An 18,035-nucleotide genomic window follows, 5' to 3' on the forward strand; every position below is an offset into this window, starting at 1 on the left:
CCCTGGTTCCCCTCCCTGATCATACGAATTACATCGCTAACAATCTCCCTGTGATCAAAGGCCAGATCAGGCAGTTCGTTAAGTCCGAACCACCGGAGACCGGCGGCATCACTACCCGCTTTCGGATGACCCATCTTGCTGTTCCAGATCATAATAAATACCTGGGTGATGGTGCGCCCTCTGGGATCTCGCCCGGGTTTGTCATAGGTGTCGAAACGGATCAGTTCACCGGCCCTGATACCGGTTTCCTCCATCAGCTCCCTGCGCGCAGCCTCCTTCAGTGTTTCTTCCATCTCCATAAATCCCCCTGGCAGGGCCCACATTTGTCTGAAGGGCGGATCTTTGCGCTGAATAAGCAGGATTTCGGGCAGTTCTTCAAGCCTTAGAACGGCTATGTCGACAGTCAGAGAGGGTCTGGGATAATCGTATCTGTATGCTCCGGGCATTACTGTTCTAAGGTTTTTGCTTCAGATTCTTTTAATGACTCTGAGTTTATGGGTATATCTCTCTTTTATATGGCTGTATATGCCATGATGATCCAGAAGGTCGATGCTTACAGAATCTGAACAGTGAATAAGCCTGCCACCATCCAGTATCATTCCAACATGGATAATCTCACCCTCCTCATCATCAAAGAAAGCCAGGTCCCCTTCCTCCACTTCGTAAATAAAGTTGATGGTGGTTCCCAGTTCTGCCTGCTGCCGGCAGTGTCGCGGTAAATTCTTTCCCATCATCCTGCAAAGCATCTGCACCAGTCCCGGCCCGTCAAATCCGAAGCCCGACCTTCCCCCCGGAAGGGCGGGAAGGGAAACGATTCGCCTTCCGATCCCCTCCGGACTGAATTCTTCCCCGGCCCTGATAAGGCCTTCCCCGCTCATCAGTTCGAAATCATGGCCATACCAGGAAAGTGTATTCCCGTTTTCCCTGTTCCAAACGGCTCCTGCAGGCAGGATCCGTTGTTGGCCCTGGGTCAGGTCAAGGATGGTCGTGGATGGCAGTGAAGCCAGCCTGACTGCTCTCAGTTGCCCCTTTTCCTCCTCATCAGGGGCCTCTCTGAGTTCAACCCCCTGTTCCGCAACCCAACCCTCTGTTCCGTCAAATTCAGCTCTTATATGGAGCCACTTTGCGGCTTTCTCGCGGAGAGTGAACTCCTCACCGAACAGCAGCTGAGAAATCATCCTCGATCTGAGATCCGGCTCAGACATAATGGGTATATAGGCGTGAATGGTACTTCCTTTGATCATGATGTGTTTTTTCTGTAGAGGATGCAGTTTACAAGCTTTTGAACAAAAATACAAGGGAGAGGTTAAAAGTTGGATAAGATATTTTAAATTCACTTCATGAACTGGATCAAGAGTATAGTCAGATTCTGGAAAACCATTCAGATCGTCCTCATTTACCTCCTCAGTATTGTCCTTGTCTATTTCATGTTTCCCCGGGAAGGTAAGTTCCGGTACGAGTATACCAAGAATAAGCCCTGGATGCATGAAAACCTGGTGGCCCCGTTCGATTTCCCCGTTTACAAATCAGATCAGGTCCTGCAAAGGGAAATGGACAGCCTTCAGGCAAATTCCTTTCTGTATTTCATACACGATTCACTTGTTGGCAGGCAAATGATAACTGCTTTTAAAAGTGACTACGAAAGCATTGCCAGGAATATGGGCCTGGAGGAGAAGATGAATCCGGGCTGGGCGCAGATGGCCCTGGTGATTGCCAATGTGCTGGAGGAGACCTATGTACTTGGAATTATTGAGCCTCATCCGGTCCTGGAGGGCCAGGTGGTGGAAGAGACCTCGGTGATGGTGGTTAAAGACGGTCTGGCGGAGGAACATCGACTCACGGCCATGTTTACCGGGCGTACGGCCTATGAATACATAGCTTCAGAACTGGAAGCAGCCGGATCCTCATCCCTGGCAGTTCTGAGCAGGATGAATCTGAACGACTATCTGGAGCCCAATATTATTTATGATCCGGAGATGACCCTGAAAGTGCATCAGGCTGCCCTGGATGAAATGACTCTGTCGCAGGGAATGGTGCAGTCGGGTCAGTTAATCATTGCCAGGGGTGAGCTGGTCACCCAGTCTGATTTTTTGATTATTGAATCCCTTCGTAAGGAGTACGAATCCAATCCGAATGTAGGAAAAAACTACCTGGTTGTTTATGGAGGCCAGTTCCTGTTGATCAGCCTGGTCTTTCTGGCTCTTTTCTGGTTTACCTATTACTTCAGAAAGGATTTTTCTGTCAGCATGAATCAAAGCCTCTTTACACTGGGCATGATTGTGATTATGGTGGGGCTGACCCGTGCGGCCGCCACCCATGAGGCCGTAAGTATCTATGTGGTTCCTTTTGTACTGGTGCCCATTTTCCTGAAGACCTTCTTTGATATCCGCTATGCCCTCTTTGTGCATATGATCACCCTGTTACTGGCAGGCTTCTGGGTCCCGAACAGCTACCAGTTTATACTGATGAATTTTATGGCGGGACTGGTAGGCCTGTTTAGTCTGCGTTCGTATTACAAACGTGGAATCCTCTTCTATACGGCCATTTTTGTAATGGCAGCCTATGCCTCCATCTATATTATTCTTTCGCTGCTGCAGGAGGGCGATTTCAGCCAGATCAACTGGATCGATGTCTTATGGATAGCCGGCAATGGTCTTCTGATCCTGACTGTATATCCGCTGGTGTTCCTTTTTGAGCGTGTTTTCGGCTTTCTCTCCGATGCCACTCTCTTTGAAATGTCCGATACAAATCAGCCTCTGCTGCGCGCTTTGGCTGAAAAAGCACCAGGAACTTTTCAGCACAGCATGCAGGTGGCCAGTCTGTCCGAGGAAGCAGTTATGAAGGTCGGCGGGAATTCCCTGCTGGTGCGCACTGGTGCCCTTTATCACGATATAGGAAAAATGGAAAATCCCCGCTACTTCATAGAAAATCAGCACGAAGGAGCCAATCCGCATAATGAAATGGATGAGCGTACCAGTGCCAGGGTGATCATTGCCCATGTGCACAAAGGAGTGGAGATTGCCAAAAAGCATGGATTGAATGAGAAGATCATCGCGTTTATCACCTCTCATCATGGAACAGGTACGGTGCAGTTTTTTTACCGGACCTTCATAAATACCAACCCGGGTGAAGAAGTGGATATCAGCGAGTTTACCTATCCGGGGCCCAAACCTGCAAACAAGGAGCAGGCTATCCTGATGATGGCCGATTCGGTGGAAGCCGCTTCCAGGACCCTGAAAACCTATACCCGGGAATCCATATCTGAGCTGGTCGAAAATATTATCCGCCGTCAGGAGGAGGAGCAACAGTTTGATGACGCGGATATCACCTTTGCAGATATTACTGCCATCAAAGAGATTTTCAAGAACAGGCTCTCCAACATCTATCACTCCAGGATAGAGTATCCGGAATAATACGCCTGCCTGTTGGCAGTGTTTCTACTCGACCAGTTCGATAATTTCAGTATTGGGATAAGCGGAAGGGGCAAAGTTAAAGGTACTATCCTCAATGGTCCTGTCAATTCTTATCCCGGAGAGGATCATGGTGTAGAGAATGCCTTCCTTGTGTTTTAGCTGGATCACTTCCAGTTTCAGGGAATCCGGATGAATAAACATCTTTAACATGGAGTAGGGCCCCGACCGCTCCTTTGGATAGAGCTGTATTTCGACCAGCTCCCTGCCCTGCTGGGGGGTAACTCCCATGTACATATAGTTAAAGTCCTGTTCATAGGATTTGATGATTCTGATGGGCACTGCCTGGAGATAGCCCGGCTGGCCGGGATCCGGCACACTCACATAGACTTCTTCGTTGTCTGTGTTCTGGGAGAAGAGTTTATCACCGTTGTAATAAACAATATACTCATCAACGATGATCTTGTATTTCAGTCCTTTCATCCAGATCGTTCCTTCGCCCTCAGCAGAGGTCTCCTGCATCAGATCTTCCCGGATATAGTCCATCTTGAGCTCATAGCCAGTATTCAGATCGAACTGTCGGGATACAGCCTGCAGGTATTTGTCGGCCCTGCCGTCCTGCTGGCTGTAAATGGCTGAACCTATACCCGGGAGCAGTGCAAGAAGTATCAAATATCGGATTTGAATCATAAGGGGATCTCCTTTCAGGATAAGCTCTTCAAAATCTGTTCCAAACTGAATTCATCTTTTATCAGGACCTGCCTGGCCTTGCTTCCTTCAAAGGGGCCCAGGATGCCGGCTACCTCCAGTTGATCGACGATCCGGCCTGCCCTGTTATAACCCAGGGAGAGCTTTCTCTGGATCAGTGAGGTGGAACCCTGCTGGTTTTGAACCACCAGCCTGGCAGCCTCTTCAAATTTGTCATCTCTTTTATCCAGGTCCACTTCGGGAGCGCTGCCGCCCTCTTCATCCACAGGCTTAAGCATCAGGGCTGTGGGATAGCCCTTTTGTTGCCCGATAAAATCAGTTACATCTTCAATCTCGGGACCATCCACAAAGGCACATTGCAGACGGATGGGTTCACTCCCGCTGAGGAACAACATATCCCCCCTCCCGATCAGCTGATCGGCACCCGGACCGTCTAGGATGGTCCGGGAATCGATCCCCGAGGCAACCCGGAAAGCGATACGGGCCGGGAAATTTGCCTTAATTACCCCGGTTATAATATTGGTTGTGGGTCGCTGGGTGGCAATAATCAGGTGAATGCCGATGGCCCTGGCCAGCTGGGCCAGCCTGCTGATCGGATGCTCTATCTCCCTGCCTGCCGTCATGATCAGGTCTGCAAATTCATCGATAATGACCACAATAAAGGGCAGGTAACGATGCCCCTTGTTGGGGTTCAGTTTCCGGTTGATAAATTTGCTGTTATACTCTTTGATATTTCTGACCTGGGCCGTCTTCAGCAGGTTGTACCGGTCGTCCATCTCCCCGCAAAGGCTGTTCAGGGTATGTATCACCTGTTGCGTGTCGGTGATAATCGCTTCTTCAGATTCGGGGAGCATGGCCAGGTAATGGCGCTCGATCTTGCTGTAGAGAGAAAGCTCCACTTTCTTGGGATCGATCATGACAAACTTCAGCTGGGCCGGATGTTTCTTAAAGAGGAGAGAAGCGATGATAGCATTTAATCCCACAGATTTTCCCTGACCGGTTGCACCGGCAACCAGGAGGTGGGGCATTTTGGCCAGATCAAATACAAAGGTCTCGTTGGAGATGGTTTTTCCCAGAGCAATGGCCAGATCCATCTCGGCATCCTGGAATTTCCTGGAGGATAGGATCGACTTCATGGAGACGATTCGGGGGTTCTGGTTCGGAACCTCTATGCCAATGGTCCCTTTGCCGGGGATGGGAGCAATGATCCTGATCCCCAGTGCAGAAAGACTTAAAGCAATGTCGTCCTCCAGGTTTTTTATCTTGGATATCCGGATTCCCGGAGCCGGAACGATTTCATAAAGGGTTACCGTGGGTCCGATGGTGGCCTTTATCTTATCGATCTTGATATTGTAATTGCCGAGGGTCTCCACAATGCGATTCTTGTTGGATAACAGCTCTTCGTTGGTAACCGTTGTATCCCCCTGATCGTAATCCTTCATCAGGCTCAGAGGCGGATACCTGAATTTGGGCAGATCCAGGGTAGGATCATACTCTCCCAGGGCCCCTTCACCGGGATTGTAATCATCCGGGTTGGGGCCTGAAAAATCCTCGATGGTCATCTCCACATCCTCCTTTCCGGAAGGTTCCTGATCTGTTTCAGTCAGGGTTTCTTCTTCCTGTATTTCTCTTCCGGCGGTGAGCTCTTCCCCGCTCAATTCAGTTACCTCCGGTTCAGCGCTGAACTCTGAATCTTCAGGAGTTTCTCCCGGAGGGACCAGGGGATAAGAGCGCATCCTGATCCAGTCCAGGAAGGAGGTGGAAAAAAGAATCATGGCCGTATAGCAAATAATCAGCAGGAAGACAGTACCCACAGTGCCGATGCTGGCCATGAGCCACCTGCTCAGGAAATAACCGTGCTGACCTCCGGGACCACTGCCCAGGGCGCCACCGGCATCTCCAAACAGCAGACCCAGGGTAAGCGAAAGTAAGATTATCAGGATAAGGCTGTTCCTGACTGCCTTCCCTGCCTGTACCAGCCGTATCCGGTAAAGGGCCAGGGACCAGAAAACCAGGATGGCAGGAAATAAGAAACTGGCAATTCCAAACCATTTATTAATGAGCAGGTTTGAAAGCCAAGCTCCCAGTTTTCCACCTGAATTTTCAACTTTGACCTCGGGTCCGGAGAATACTTTTTCCCATTCAAAATCCTGGTCTGTTTTCCAGTTGATCAGGTAAGAGATAAGTGCAAGGACCATAAACAGTGCGACCAGCAGGAACAGGATTCCCATGGCATATCGAAAGCGGTCGTCTTTAAAAAAGGCCACCAACGAACGCAGGAAACTGATTACTGGTTTTTTTCTCTTCTTCTTTTTTCTGGCCATTCTCCCCCGTTTGGTAAATATGATTAACGCTGATTACAACTTACTAAAGTACTAATAACGCAAGCGTACGGGCTATTCTTTTGTAAACAGCCTGTTAATAATTTCCTCCATGAAAGTACGGCTTACCGCTTCGTATTCATCAGGGATCGTAAAGCTGTCAGAATCAATTAAACGGACTTCATATTTCTCACTGGTCAGGTGCATTTTCAGGTAACTGAGCTGAATCCTGAAATCTGAAAGTGGGTAATCAATAAAACCATAAGGGGTGCTGAGATTGGGTTGTCGCACTTTGAAATCGCTGGTATAGTAGATATTGAATTTCTCCACCCCGGTATCCACCTCCATCTGCTCCGAACTAAGCCCTCCGATGACCGTTTGCTTGCCCGTGCTCCGGTAGGAGATCCGGGGAGGCGCCACAATTCCGGCCGGAAGTTCCCTCTTTTCGCCCCTGTAATAGACCTTTTTCCCAAACAGGTTCAAGAGAGTGGTGACCCTCTTTCGTTTCTGGTCGGCAATCTGAATCAGCGAAAAATGGTTGAAAAAACCCTCGATTTTCGTGAGCACATAGGAATCGGTATACCACGAACCCATCCTGGCTGGTAAGATGCGGGTAGGCACATCTCCTGCCATTGGTTCCAGATAAATGATGCGGTACTGAATATAATGTGCTTCCACGGTTTCAGGCAGGGTGCTGTTGCGGCAGCTGTAAGATAGTGGTATAGTCAGAATCAGAAGGGTGAACAGAAGTTTTCGCGACACGCTGAATGGAATAAATTTTCACCAAACCTACATATAGTTTTTTATGATTACAAAACCAGTCGGCACAAACATGAAAGCCTGTGGATGCAAACCTGAAAAAAAATCAGGACCTGATATGTTTAAGAAACTATTTTTCCTGGAAGATGAAGGTTGGGGATTGCTTAGCTTTGTTTTTCTACTAATCTAATCTCTTATGAACAGGCTAGCAGTTGTTGCACTCGGGGGTAATGCGCTTCTTCGCGACAATCAGTTGGGTGCTATTGATGAACAGGAACAGAATACCACCGATACCCTGGAGAATCTCCTCTTTTTGATCCGGGAGGGATATGACCTGGTCATTACCCATGGAAACGGTCCCCAGGTGGGGAACATACTGATGAGAAACGATGCCGGAGAGGAGAACTATGGTATTCCGCAGATGCCGCTGGATATCTGTGTGGCTGATTCTCAGGGAGGTATCGGGTATATGATCGAACGGATGCTCAGGAATATCCTGCATAAGAACGGGATCAACAGGGAGGTGGTCACCCTGGTAACCATGGTCCTGGTGGAGGAGAACGACCCCTCCTTCCTCATACCATCCAAACGTGTGGGTAAAACCTACAGTAAGGAGGAAGCCGATAAAATTGCGGCGGAAAAGTCCTGGGTTTTTAAGGAAGAAAATAAACGTGAGGGAGGTTATCGAAGGGTGGTGCCTTCTCCTGATCCTGTGGGGATTATCAATGAAAAGGTGATTGAAAAACTGGCCCGCCAGGGATCCATTGTTGTGGCCACCGGGGGAGGGGGCGTTCCTGTTTACCGGGATGAAGAAGGGCGGCTGCGCCCATCCGAGGCGGTTATTGATAAGGATCTGGCATCTGCCCTTCTGGGGGCCAGGATAGGAGCCAATGAGTTTTATATCCTTACGGATGTGCCTTTTGTCTATATCAACTACGGGACACCCCAACAAGAGGTGAAGGAGTTCCTGGATCACAGGGATACCCTGTCTTATCTGGAGCAGGGGATGTTTGGTGAGGGTGATATGGCTCCAAAAATAAGAGCCTGCCTTGAGTTTATTGAAAAGGGGGGAGATAAGAGTGTGATTACAGAAGCTTTCAAGCTGGAGGACCAGAATTTCGGGACAAAAATCACCATGAACTACGACAAATAACAATTTCTATTAATTTTATCCCTTCAATTAAAGCAAACTTACTTATTATGGCATTTAACCTGCGCAACAGACATTTTCTGACCTTGCTGGATTTTACCCCGCAGGAAATTCATTTCTTGCTGGATCTGGCATTTTCTCTAAAAAAGGCCAAGTACAGCGGAACCGAAGTTCCTACTTTAAAAGGGAAGAATATTGCTTTGATTTTTGAAAAAAGTTCCACACGCACCAGGTGTGCTTTTGAGGTGGCGGCGCTTGACCAGGGGGCAGGAGTAACTTATCTGGGACCTTCGGGATCACAGATAGGCTATAAGGAATCGATGAAAGATACTGCCAGGGTGCTGGGACGTATGTATGACGGGATCGAATACCGGGGATTCGGACAGAAAGTGGTGGAGGAGCTGGCGGAGTATGCAGGTGTTCCGGTGTGGAACGGACTTACGAATGAGTTTCATCCCACCCAGATCCTGGCCGATTTCATGACCATGATGGAACATTCCAAAAAGCCTCTCCATGAAATCAAATTCTGTTACCTGGGTGATGCCAGGAACAACATGGGAAACTCACTCATGGTAGGGGCTGCAAAAGTAGGGATGGATTTCAGGGCAGCGGCCCCTCCTTCAGTACAGCCAGACGATGCACTGTTAAGTAAGTGCCGGGCCATTGCAGCTCAGACAGGGGGAAAGATTACCATTACAGAGGATGTAAAAAAAGCAGTGAAAGATGCAGACTTTCTGTATACCGATGTCTGGGTATCCATGGGAGAGCCGGATGAGGTGTGGGGCGAGCGGATCAGGCTGCTCAGGCCTTACCAGGTGAATATGGAGGTGATCAGGGCCTGCGGCAATCCCGGTGTAAAGTTTCTTCATTGCCTGCCTGCCTTTCATAACAGGGAGACCAAGCTGGGAGAGGATATATTTCAGAAATTCGGACTGGAAGCCATGGAGGTGACCGATGAGGTGTTTGAATCGGAATATTCCATTGTTTTCGATGAGGCCGAAAACAGGATGCATACTATAAAAGCGATTCTTGTCGCTACCCTGGGTGCTTAAAAGAATATAAACCGGATATAAAAGAACAGGATGGTTCCACAAACCATCAGTTTAAGACCCACCCCCAGCAGAAAACCCATGAACGAGCCCCAGGCGGCCCTGAGGGCCTCCTTCTCTTTCTTCCCGGTGGAGATCTCCCCGATGTAAGCACCCAGGAAAGGTCCGATAATAATGCCCGGCGGACCAAAGAAAAGCCCCACAACCACCCCGATGGTTGCTCCCCAGACTCCCCGTTTGGAGCCCCCGTATTTCTTCGTACCCATGATGGGGACCACATAGTCAAGGACCGTGACCAGGATCACAAAGAAGAGAAGGATCCATAGGGTGTTTTCATAGGCCGCTCCATGGTCATGGATGTAATCGGTCCATTTTAACAGCAGCAAACCGGCCCAGCTTATCGGAGGGCCGGGGATCACGGGCAAAACTGATCCAAGAAAACCTGTCAAAACGAGTGCTGTTCCCAGGACAGCCAGGGTAAGATCCATAAGTTCTAGTTTGAAATTCCAATGATATCGTCAAAAGCGGCATAGAGCACGCAGAATGAGAATGGTATGGTTAGCAGTAATCCCACCCCCAGGGCCATCATGCCAAGAAGGTTGATACCCGCCAGAATCAGGAAAAGCAAGAGTATCTGTCCGAAATTCCCTGAAATGCATTGCCTGCTTAAACGCATGGCCTCAGAGGGATCCTTGTGATAGAACCAGACAATGAGTGGAGAAAATGCATAGGATACCAGGAAATATAATCCGGGCAGAATGAACAGGAGGAGGCCCAGGAGTACGGACAGGAAAATGAACAGGTTCAGTTTTATCAGGCTGCCGGCTTTGTCAAAACCTCTGAAAAAATCTGAAATTTCAATTCGCTGCCCCTTTTTTGCCAGCTGCGCCAGATGAAAGTAAGAGGCTATGGCCGGACCTCCCAGGATCAAACCGCTTACTGGATTGGAGAAGATGATTGCACCCAGAACAGAGAAGACGATAAATTCAGAAGGAGCTTTGCGCAAGATGTTGAATCCCACCTGCAGGGTGCTTTCAATGGATAGGCTGAAGCCAGCAGAAGTTGCTTTGACCTGGTCCTCTATGTTAAATTCCACCTCCATTGCTAATCTTTGCCCCAAATTAACAAAAAATCGTACATTTATTACAAAGCAGGGAAGAGATGGAAGAGCACGAGAACCTGTATGAGAAGATTAAAGAGATACTGGGAGAGAGCCCGGGAACCCTCAAGGTTCTCGAACAGAAGATCGATATGGATCTTCAAATGGAGTATTATGAATGCTCTATGAGGGTCAGGCAGGAAACGGACAGGAAGTGGGCTCTGGATCATATGCACTACCTTTCTGAACCGGGTCATTCTGAAGAAGTGAAAAAGGAGATACTGGCTCGTCTGGCAAGTGTTGAACATGTGGAGTGCTACCGGGCTATAGAAGCCTTTCTCAAAGACGCAGAGGAGCCTCTTCGTTCCTGGGCCGTTCTGGCCCTCAATGAGAGTGCCATGCTTCTGGAAAGCAAGATACTGGACGAGAATCAGGTATTTATTTCCACCGGCCTTGGAGGCAAGGAAGAAAAACTGCGCTATTTCGTGGTATTGATGTCCAGGACCAGGGTGGAACTGAGCAAGGCGCAGCAGATGGTTATAAAAAATGAGTTTGATTATATCCTGAAAAAATTCGACGCGGTATTGGAAGAATCAAATTTTTCCGGGTATCTGGCTACCATGCTGCTCTTATTGCCCATGAACCATTCCCTGAAATCAGTTTTCAAGGAGGCCATTGATGAATGCAACAGGTATGGCAATTTCCTGAACGAAGACTTTATTGTGACCAATGTAAGGATTCTCTCTTTCGGAGAGATTGAGGACTTTCTGGAGCGCAGGAACAGGCAGGATTAGGCGTGTTCCTCGCCAAGATCTTCAAATTCCACGTTGGTGAAATCCTTCTCCTTATCCACCTCTTCCGATTCAGGTTCTTCGTTCACTTGCTCCAACACTCCGTCTTCTTCCAGTTCGATAGGCTGGGGATTGGCTTCGCGGATAAACGCAATGATCTCGTTCAGGCTATCAGCAAATTTGTCAAAATCCTCTTTGTAGAGAAATAATTTGTGTTTCTCATAGAAAAACTTTCCGTCGCGGTTAAATCTTTTTTTACTCTCGGTAATCGTCAGGTAGTAGTCGTTTCTCCGGGTTGCTTTTACATCAAAAAAGTAGGTCCTTTTCCCGGCCCTAACGGCCTTTGAATGGATCTCTTCCCGTCCTGCTCCATCTGTGCCATACTCATCAGATTTAACATTTCCTTCATCAATCATTAGGTAAGATTTGGTTAGGGTTTACTTAGTTCATTTTCAAAAGTGTAAAATATTTTAAACATATTCAAATTTTGCTACAATTTAGCTTCATGCGAAACTTGCTGTTGAACAGATGTATTATAGAAAAAAAATTAGTGTAAATTTGCAGCGTTAATGAAAATGGTTTACGGTTCTTTTACAAATGATCAGCAGGAGACAATTACGTATTAAAGCACTGCAATCTCTCTATGCATATTACACCACTGGCAGAGAGGACATGAATCGCTCGGAAAAAGAGCTTCATTTAAATATTGGAAAAGCCTTTGAGCTCTATCATTACTTGCTTTTGCTGATGATCGATGTGACGCTTTATGCGGAATCCAGAATCGAGATAGCCAGGAAAAAGCGTATTCCCACTCATGAAGATCTCCATCCGAATACCCGGTTTATTAATAACCGGCTGCTGAACCAGCTCAGAAATAATGAACAGTTACTCAGGTTTGTCGGGCAGCATAAGCTCAACTGGGTCAACCATCCGGAATTGATCAGGGAGGTTTATACCCGCCTGGTCGAAAGTGAAGAGTATAGGGCCTATATGAATGCGGAGGAAAATGCTTACGCAGAGGATAAACGACTGATCACCTATATCTACACCCATATTATCTTCTCCAGTGAACGCCTGGATTCCATCATGGAGGAGCAGAGCATCTACTGGAACGATGACCTGGAGTTTATAACCAGTATGATAGTGAAGACCTTTAAAAAGTTTAAGGAAGAAGACGGACCGGAAAAATTGTTAATGGACCTCTATAAGAACCAGGAGGATAAAGACTATGTGGTGAAATTGTTCAGGCAGACAATTCTTCACCGGGACGAGTATGTGGAGTATATCAAAGAGAATACCAGGAACTGGGACCTGGAGCGCATTGCTTTCATGGATATCCTGATTATGCAGATTGCCATTGCAGAACTTATTGCTTTTCCCTCCATTCCTACCAAGGTTACACTGAATGAATATCTGGAAATCTCCAAATTCTACAGTACGAGTAAAAGCAATATATTTATTAACGGGGTGCTGGACAAGGTGGTGATGCAGCTGAAAGAAGAGAAGAAAATTAAAAAAACAGGGAGGGGACTGATCGGTGAGTATGATTAAGAGAATCTATCTGGTCCCGGGCGGCTTGTTTTTGGTGCTTATCCTAGGGCTGTTATCCTGCGGTGGACAAAATGGCAGTCAAAACCAGACTTTCAACTCCGAAGAAGAGACTGGACAAATTGCAACAGGCCAGGCTCTTATGCTTTTTGACACCCTGATTCATGATTTTGGAACAATCATTGAAGGTGAAAAGGTGGTTTGTTACTTCGACTTCAGGAACGGAGGAGAGGAGGATTTGCTGATCACATCGGTGGAAGCCACCTGTGGATGCACCACGCCGGATTGGAAGCGGGAACCTCTGGGACCTGGTAGCAGAGCGAGTCTTTCCGTAATCTTTGATGCCTCGGGCCGAAGCGGGATACAACGAAAGCTTATTACGGTGAGGTCTAATGCAAGTAACGGTGAGGTTCGCCTGACCATACGTGCTGTTGTAAAAACTATTGTTTAATTAAATAAATTTAAAAAGGATGAGTTTCTTATTTCAGATTTTAGCCGCACCTGCCGGAGGACCCGGAGGTGCTGCAGGCATGCAGTCATTGATTTTCCTGTTGCTGATCATTGTAGTTTTCTATTTTTTTATGATTCGCCCCCAGGTGAAAAAACAAAAGGAGGCTACCAATTTCAGGAATTCACTCAAGAAAGGCGATAAGGTGACCACAACCGGTGGTATATACGGGAAGATCAATGATGTTAAGGAGCGTACAGTAACATTGGAGATTGCTGATAACGTGCTTATTAAGGTTGATAAAACTGCGGTCACGGCCGAACCCGCAGAACAGAGCACAGCCAGGAAATAAACAATCAGCTTTGGAAAACGGTTTCCTCCAGAAATGGCCCAGGGTCCGGGAAGGCCAGAAACTCCAGTTTCGAAAACGAATTCTGTTGTTTTCTGTGTTCCTTTTGATTTCGGCAGCTATCTGGTTGCTCAATGCATTGAGCAAAAACTATACTTCCGTCATTGAGTATCCCCTGGTCTACACAGATTTTCCTGAAGATAAGGTTAAGGTGGGTGAAATGCCCGGCCACCTTCAGCTTCAGATTAATGCCCATGGTTATGCCCTTTTGCGCTATAAAATGTTTCGGAAACCGGTTCCTATCAGTTTTAAAGTATCTGCCTTCAATCTGAACAGGAGACAGGACAGCAGCAGTGCCTATATTCTGACCCGTTATCTGAGAGACGAGATTGCCAGACAGCTGCCTGCAGAATTGCAATTGCTGGGGATCCAGCCGGATACTTTACATTTCAGATTTGCTGAAAGCGTGACACGCATGGTGAAGATTCGGCCCGATTTTACCTATACAATCGAGAAGCAATTTACCATCAAGGATGAGATTTTTCTCAGTCCTGATTCCGTCGAAGTTACAGGTCCCGATCTGTTCCTGGATACTCTTTCTTATGTATACACTGATCGATATGACCTGGGAGTACTTACGCGAAATTTCAGCGACAAGGTGCGCCTGAAAAAGCAGCCCGATCTGAAATACAATATTTCCCGGGTGAACTGTTCCATCGAACTGGAGAGGTTTACAGAATTGCAGGTTACGGTTCCCATCGAAGTGCTTAACCTTCCTGACAGTATTCTCCTTCAGACTTTTCCTTCAAATGTGAAACTCAACTGCAAGGTGGGTTTAAGCAAATATGACAGGATTGAAAGCTATCCTTTCAGGGCAGTGGTGGATTACGAAAAGATTGATGAGCGGCTTACAAGCCTGAGTGTTACCATTCAGAATCTGCCCAATTACCTTCTCGGGTATGAGTATTATCCCAGGACTGTTGAATACCTGAAGTTTAGAAAGTGATGTTCATAGTTGGTATAACAGGAGGGATAGGTAGTGGTAAAAGCCTGGTTTGTAGTATTTTGAATAAATTTGGGGTGCCGGTGTACAGTGCTGATGCTGAAGCCAGAAGATTGATGAATACCGACAGCAACATTCGTAGTGCCATTTTGCAAATCTTTGGAGAGAGAGCCTATTCGGGGGCTGGTTTAAACAGGGAGTATCTGGCTGAAACGGTTTTTGGAGATGCGGATAAGCTTTCCAGGCTTAATGAACTGGTTCATCCGGCAGTGGGTGATGACTTTATCCGCTGGGCGGACATGCAAAAGGAAGCTCCTTATGTGATCGAAGAGGCAGCCATCCTTTATGAAAGCGGCGCTTACGAGAAGATGCATCTTACGGTTCTGATTTACGCACCCCGGGAGCTTAGAATCAAAAGGGTTATGGAACGCGACCAGGTGGGACGGAAGGATGTTTTGAAGCGAATGGGCCATCAGCTCAGTGAAGAAGAGAAAATGAATATGGCTGATCACATCATCCATAATGATGGAACGCAGATGCTTCTTCCCCAGGTGACAGAATTGCATCAAACGATTTTAAACAGCATAGATTAAGTTATGGCAAAATTTGGAAAATGGGTTGGACTTGGACTGGGGTGGGCCCTGGGTGGTCCTATTGGCGGCATTCTGGGTCTGGCAGTGGGTTCAATTTTTGATACCGGAACCAGTGCCGAGCCAGGCCAGGCCAGGCGTCCCGGGTCCCAGACCCTGCGTGGAGATTATGCGGCTTCTCTCCTGGTTCTTATTGCTGCTGTTATGAAAGCGGATGGCCGGGTGATGAAGAGTGAACTGGATTATGTGAAACGCTATTTCGTCACCCGTTTCGGCAGCGATACAGCCAACGAAGCCGTAGTGATGCTAAGAGATATTCTGAAGCAGGAAATACCCCTGAGGGATGTGACCAACCAGCTTTCGCAACGCCTCGACTATTCCTATCGCCTGGAGATGGTCCACTTCCTGTTTGGAATAGCCTCGGCCGACAGTTCTGTAAGTGATGACGAAAACCGGGTGATTCAGAAGATATCCGGCTACATGAGTATCACTGATTCTGATTTTCAGAGCATACGTGCCATGTTTGTGAGCCAGACCGATGCCGCCTATAAAATCCTGGAGATCGAACCTACAACCAGCGACGAAGAGGTAAAAAAAGCATACCGGAGGATGGCCATGAAGTATCACCCCGATAAGGTGAGCCATCTTGGGGAGGACTTTAAGAAGGTGGCCCATGAAAAATTCAGGAAGGTACAGGGGGCATACGACAAGATAAAGAAAGAGCGTGGTTTGAAATAGAAGTTTTATATTTGCATCACTTTAATCTGAGGTATGAAGACGATTCAACTAAAAGACATACTTTCCATTTCCGGAAAGAGCGGACTGTATAAATTTATTGCACAGGCCCGTAACGGGATTGTGGTAGAATCCCTGGAGGAGCAAAAGAGGCACGTGGCACCAGCCACTGCAGGGGTGAGTTCATTGGTGGATATCGCCATTTTTACCACTGATGAAGAGCTTCCCCTGGCAGATATTTTTTATCTGATCCATGAGAAAGCCGAAGGGAAACAGACCCTTTCTCATAAAGCTCCTGTGGATGAATTGAAAAAACTGTTTAAAGAGATTGTTCCGGACTACGATGAAAGCCGGGTATATGCTTCCGATATCAAGAAGGTGTTCCAATGGTATAACCAGCTGAATAAGAATGGGATGCTCGAGGTAATCGATAAGGAGGAAGAAGAGCAGGAAGCTGGCGGGCAGGAACAAGCGGACGGTCAGTCTGAAAAAACGGAGGACTCCTCTAAGTAGATTTGGCTTCCTGCCAGAGCTCTTCCATCTCTTCAAGAGTCATCTCCTTCAAAGACCGGTTCATTTCCCGGGCTTTTTTTTCCAGGAACTTGAATCTGCGGATGAATTTTTTATTGCTTCGTTCCAGGGCTGTTTCCGGTTCAATATCATAGAGCCGGGCCGCATTGACCAGGGAGAACAAAAGGTCTCCAATTTCTTCTTCCATCTTCTTTTGTTCCTGACCCTTATTCAGTTCGTATTTCACTTCCTGAATCTCTTCGTTTACCTTGTCCCAAACCTGTTCTCTCAATTCCCAGTCGAAACCTACTGCCCTTGCCTTATCCTGTATCCGGTGTGCTTTGATCATGGCTGGCAGTGATACGGGAACGCCCGCAAGCACACTTCGGTTTCCTTCTTTCATTTTAAGTTCTTCCCAGTTTTCCAGAACCTCAACCGCGTCTTTCACTTTCCTCTCACCGAATACATGGGGATGCCTGAAGATCAGCTTTTCACATATGCCATTCAAGACATCAGCCACATCGAAGGCCCCTTTTTCCGCGCCGATCCTGGAATAAAATACGATATGCAGCATCAGATCGCCCAGCTCCTTTCGGATCTCCTTCAGGTCCTGCTCCATAATGGCATCTGCCAGTTCATAGGTCTCTTCGATCGTCAGGTTCCTGAGGCTCTCCAGAGTCTGTTCCCGGTCCCACGGACACTTCTCCCTTAATTCGTCCATAACCAGAAGAAGACGTTCAAAGGCCTTTAACTTCTCATCCATACTATGCATACTATCCTTCTTTGAATTCAACCCTGATTGTTGAGTTTGTATTTAGTTTCAGCAAACCTGCGGCATTTCCGTTCCTGATGGCGATCTCCAGCAATCCGGCGGAATTAAATATGGCCAGCAGTTCGCCCGGATCCGTCTCATTATACCGCTGATTGATCCGGTAAATCACATAGTGCTTGCTCTGCACATAAATCTCAAATTTCTTTCCCTCTCCAATCCTTGTAAACAGGTCCCTGGAGATATTTGTGATGGCATTCTGGTAGGAGTCTATATAGATGACGCTTCCGATGATGGTTTTGTCTTCAATGGTTGCCCTCAGGGGAGTCTGCCGGTTATAATCTTTAAACGGCGGACCCAGTTCGGAAAGAGAAGTGCCTCCGGCCAGTTTGCAGGCGGCCCGTGCAAAAACAGTCAGGCTTATAAAAGTATCCGGATTATCTGCGAAATCATGAGTTAAGCTGATCACCTCCTCCGGATCGTTTCCTCCCAGGAGCCCCAGGATGCCATTATCGGCGCAGAGGAAGAAGTGCTGGTCTTTTCTTGCCGCCAGCAGCTCTCCGCCCGGCTCCGGCTCTGAGTTAACCGCTATGATGTGAATGGAATGGTCCGGGAAGTATGGATAACTGTTCCTTACAACAAAGGCGGCCTGGGAACTATTGAAGGATTTTATACGGTGATTGATGTCAATGATCTGAAGCTCCGGACAGGCCGACAGAAGTTTTCCCTTTAGAGATGCCACATAGTAATCGTTATCGTTCCAATCGGACGTCAGCGTGATAATGTGCATGGGTTT

General features: G+C 47.5%; 21 protein-coding genes. 11 read left to right on the forward strand and 10 right to left on the reverse strand.

Annotated features, from left to right (window positions below; all coding sequences use genetic code 11):
• Window positions 1-446, reverse strand: a 446-nt coding sequence (locus tag P1P86_13385) for an NUDIX hydrolase (GenBank protein MDF1576175.1), incomplete at its 3' end; no start/stop codon positions are given.
• Between the two features lie 21 nt (window positions 447-467).
• The gene (locus P1P86_13390) at window positions 468-1,244 is read right to left on the reverse strand and encodes an NlpC/P60 family protein (GenBank protein ID MDF1576176.1); all 777 of its coding nucleotides are present in this window, start codon (window positions 1,242-1,244) and stop codon (window positions 468-470) included.
• Window positions 1,245-1,340: 96 nt separating this feature from the next.
• Here P1P86_13390 and P1P86_13395 point away from each other — a divergent pair, with 96 nt between their 5' ends.
• Entirely contained in the window at window positions 1,341-3,413 is a 2,073-nt protein-coding gene (locus tag P1P86_13395; GenBank protein ID MDF1576177.1) for an HDIG domain-containing protein, read from the forward strand.
• A 24-nt stretch (window positions 3,414-3,437) separates the two neighbouring features.
• Here the strand turns inward: P1P86_13395 and P1P86_13400 are convergent, their stop codons facing one another.
• The 3 genes from P1P86_13400 to P1P86_13410 all read right to left on the reverse strand — a co-directional run bounded on the left by P1P86_13400 (window position 3,438) and on the right by P1P86_13410 (window position 7,201).
• Window positions 3,438-4,082, reverse strand: coding sequence for an outer membrane lipoprotein carrier protein LolA (locus P1P86_13400; GenBank protein MDF1576178.1), 645 nt, complete (start codon window positions 4,080-4,082; stop codon window positions 3,438-3,440).
• 32 nt (window positions 4,083-4,114) lie between these two features.
• Window positions 4,115-6,442: a DNA translocase FtsK 4TM domain-containing protein gene (locus P1P86_13405; protein MDF1576179.1), complete on the reverse strand. Its 2,328-nt coding sequence runs from the start codon at window positions 6,440-6,442 to the stop codon at window positions 4,115-4,117.
• A 72-nt stretch (window positions 6,443-6,514) separates the two neighbouring features.
• Window positions 6,515-7,201 carry a hypothetical protein gene (locus tag P1P86_13410; protein ID MDF1576180.1) on the reverse strand — a complete coding sequence of 229 codons (687 nt, stop codon included), beginning with the start codon at window positions 7,199-7,201 and terminating at the stop codon, window positions 6,515-6,517.
• A gap of 193 nt (window positions 7,202-7,394) precedes the next feature.
• Between P1P86_13410 and P1P86_13415 the strand changes: the two genes are divergently transcribed.
• Both P1P86_13415 and argF read left to right on the forward strand, forming a co-directional pair.
• A complete protein-coding gene (locus tag P1P86_13415; GenBank protein ID MDF1576181.1) occupies window positions 7,395-8,351 on the forward strand; it encodes a carbamate kinase in 957 nt (318 codons plus the stop codon).
• Between the two features lie 47 nt (window positions 8,352-8,398).
• Window positions 8,399-9,400: an ornithine carbamoyltransferase gene (argF, locus tag P1P86_13420; GenBank protein ID MDF1576182.1), complete on the forward strand. Its 1,002-nt coding sequence runs from the start codon at window positions 8,399-8,401 to the stop codon at window positions 9,398-9,400.
• Here argF and P1P86_13425 read toward each other — a convergent pair.
• Together P1P86_13425 and P1P86_13430 are read right to left on the reverse strand one after the other, a co-directional pair.
• Complete coding sequence (locus P1P86_13425; GenBank protein ID MDF1576183.1) at window positions 9,397-9,885, reverse strand: DUF456 domain-containing protein; 489 nt, start codon at window positions 9,883-9,885, stop codon at window positions 9,397-9,399. The two genes, argF and P1P86_13425, sit on opposite strands and share 4 nt — an antisense overlap.
• 5 nt (window positions 9,886-9,890) lie before the next feature.
• Window positions 9,891-10,499 carry a hypothetical protein gene (locus P1P86_13430; GenBank protein ID MDF1576184.1) on the reverse strand — a complete coding sequence of 203 codons (609 nt, stop codon included), beginning with the start codon at window positions 10,497-10,499 and terminating at the stop codon, window positions 9,891-9,893.
• Window positions 10,500-10,558: 59 nt separating this feature from the next.
• On the opposite strand from P1P86_13430, the gene P1P86_13435 reads away from it, so the two are divergent.
• Window positions 10,559-11,290 carry a hypothetical protein gene (locus P1P86_13435; protein ID MDF1576185.1) on the forward strand — a complete coding sequence of 244 codons (732 nt, stop codon included), beginning with the start codon at window positions 10,559-10,561 and terminating at the stop codon, window positions 11,288-11,290.
• On the opposite strand, the gene P1P86_13440 is transcribed toward P1P86_13435, so the two are convergent.
• The gene (locus P1P86_13440; GenBank protein MDF1576186.1) at window positions 11,287-11,703 is read right to left on the reverse strand and encodes a DUF3276 family protein; all 417 of its coding nucleotides are present in this window, start codon (window positions 11,701-11,703) and stop codon (window positions 11,287-11,289) included. The two genes, P1P86_13435 and P1P86_13440, sit on opposite strands and share 4 nt — an antisense overlap.
• Before the next feature lie 181 nt (window positions 11,704-11,884).
• Between P1P86_13440 and nusB the strand changes: the two genes are divergently transcribed.
• From nusB to P1P86_13475, 7 genes are read left to right on the forward strand one after another with little or no spacing between them, the layout of a single operon-like run.
• Window positions 11,885-12,838, forward strand: coding sequence for a transcription antitermination factor NusB (nusB, locus tag P1P86_13445; protein ID MDF1576187.1), 954 nt, complete (start codon window positions 11,885-11,887; stop codon window positions 12,836-12,838).
• The gene (locus P1P86_13450) at window positions 12,831-13,286 is read left to right on the forward strand and encodes a DUF1573 domain-containing protein (protein ID MDF1576188.1); all 456 of its coding nucleotides are present in this window, start codon (window positions 12,831-12,833) and stop codon (window positions 13,284-13,286) included. The genes nusB and P1P86_13450 overlap by 8 nt, the downstream gene beginning before the upstream one ends.
• Window positions 13,287-13,305: 19 nt before the next feature.
• Complete coding sequence (gene yajC, locus P1P86_13455; protein MDF1576189.1) at window positions 13,306-13,635, forward strand: preprotein translocase subunit YajC; 330 nt, start codon at window positions 13,306-13,308, stop codon at window positions 13,633-13,635.
• 10 nt (window positions 13,636-13,645) lie between these two features.
• Complete coding sequence (locus P1P86_13460) at window positions 13,646-14,638, forward strand: YbbR-like domain-containing protein (GenBank protein ID MDF1576190.1); 993 nt, start codon at window positions 13,646-13,648, stop codon at window positions 14,636-14,638.
• The gene (coaE, locus tag P1P86_13465; GenBank protein MDF1576191.1) at window positions 14,638-15,228 is read left to right on the forward strand and encodes a dephospho-CoA kinase; all 591 of its coding nucleotides are present in this window, start codon (window positions 14,638-14,640) and stop codon (window positions 15,226-15,228) included. Before P1P86_13460 ends, coaE begins: the two co-directional genes overlap by 1 nt.
• A gap of 3 nt (window positions 15,229-15,231) precedes the next feature.
• Window positions 15,232-15,963, forward strand: a complete 732-nt coding sequence (locus P1P86_13470) for a TerB family tellurite resistance protein (protein ID MDF1576192.1) — start codon at window positions 15,232-15,234, stop codon at window positions 15,961-15,963.
• Window positions 15,964-15,996: 33 nt separating this feature from the next.
• Complete coding sequence (locus P1P86_13475; protein ID MDF1576193.1) at window positions 15,997-16,473, forward strand: DUF5606 domain-containing protein; 477 nt, start codon at window positions 15,997-15,999, stop codon at window positions 16,471-16,473.
• Here the strand turns inward: P1P86_13475 and mazG are convergent.
• Both mazG and P1P86_13485 read right to left on the reverse strand, forming a co-directional pair.
• Window positions 16,466-17,242, reverse strand: coding sequence for a nucleoside triphosphate pyrophosphohydrolase (gene mazG / locus P1P86_13480; protein MDF1576194.1), 777 nt, complete (start codon window positions 17,240-17,242; stop codon window positions 16,466-16,468). The two genes, P1P86_13475 and mazG, sit on opposite strands and share 8 nt — an antisense overlap.
• A gap of 1 nt (window position 17,243) precedes the next feature.
• A complete protein-coding gene (locus P1P86_13485; GenBank protein MDF1576195.1) occupies window positions 17,244-18,029 on the reverse strand; it encodes an SAM-dependent chlorinase/fluorinase in 786 nt (261 codons plus the stop codon).
• Window positions 18,030-18,035: the final 6 nt, after the last annotated feature.

This window comes from Bacteroidales bacterium (assembly GCA_029210725.1).
GTDB lineage: Bacteria > Bacteroidota > Bacteroidia > Bacteroidales.

Bases quoted from the DNA above. Each gene is read 5' to 3' on its own strand.
- P1P86_13450 (MDF1576188.1), top strand. From the start codon at position 12,831: ATGATTAAGAGAATCTATCTGGTCCCGGGCGGCTTGTTTTTGGTGCTT.
- argF (MDF1576182.1), top strand. From the start codon at position 8,399: ATGGCATTTAACCTGCGCAACAGACATTTTCTGACCTTGCTGGATTTT.
- P1P86_13405 (MDF1576179.1), bottom strand. From the start codon at position 6,442: ATGGCCAGAAAAAAGAAGAAGAGAAAAAAACCAGTAATCAGTTTCCTG.
- P1P86_13475 (MDF1576193.1), top strand. From the start codon at position 15,997: ATGAAGACGATTCAACTAAAAGACATACTTTCCATTTCCGGAAAGAGC.
- P1P86_13430 (MDF1576184.1), bottom strand. From the start codon at position 10,499: ATGGAGGTGGAATTTAACATAGAGGACCAGGTCAAAGCAACTTCTGCT.
- P1P86_13435 (MDF1576185.1), top strand. From the start codon at position 10,559: ATGGAAGAGCACGAGAACCTGTATGAGAAGATTAAAGAGATACTGGGA.
- P1P86_13485 (MDF1576195.1), bottom strand. From the start codon at position 18,029: ATGCACATTATCACGCTGACGTCCGATTGGAACGATAACGATTACTAT.
- P1P86_13390 (MDF1576176.1), bottom strand. From the start codon at position 1,244: ATGATCAAAGGAAGTACCATTCACGCCTATATACCCATTATGTCTGAG.
- yajC (MDF1576189.1), top strand. From the start codon at position 13,306: ATGAGTTTCTTATTTCAGATTTTAGCCGCACCTGCCGGAGGACCCGGA.
- P1P86_13425 (MDF1576183.1), bottom strand. From the start codon at position 9,885: ATGGATCTTACCCTGGCTGTCCTGGGAACAGCACTCGTTTTGACAGGT.
- nusB (MDF1576187.1), top strand. From the start codon at position 11,885: ATGATCAGCAGGAGACAATTACGTATTAAAGCACTGCAATCTCTCTAT.
- coaE (MDF1576191.1), top strand. From the start codon at position 14,638: ATGTTCATAGTTGGTATAACAGGAGGGATAGGTAGTGGTAAAAGCCTG.
- P1P86_13470 (MDF1576192.1), top strand. From the start codon at position 15,232: ATGGCAAAATTTGGAAAATGGGTTGGACTTGGACTGGGGTGGGCCCTG.
- P1P86_13395 (MDF1576177.1), top strand. From the start codon at position 1,341: ATGAACTGGATCAAGAGTATAGTCAGATTCTGGAAAACCATTCAGATC.
- mazG (MDF1576194.1), bottom strand. From the start codon at position 17,242: ATGCATAGTATGGATGAGAAGTTAAAGGCCTTTGAACGTCTTCTTCTG.
- P1P86_13415 (MDF1576181.1), top strand. From the start codon at position 7,395: ATGAACAGGCTAGCAGTTGTTGCACTCGGGGGTAATGCGCTTCTTCGC.
- P1P86_13440 (MDF1576186.1), bottom strand. From the start codon at position 11,703: ATGATTGATGAAGGAAATGTTAAATCTGATGAGTATGGCACAGATGGA.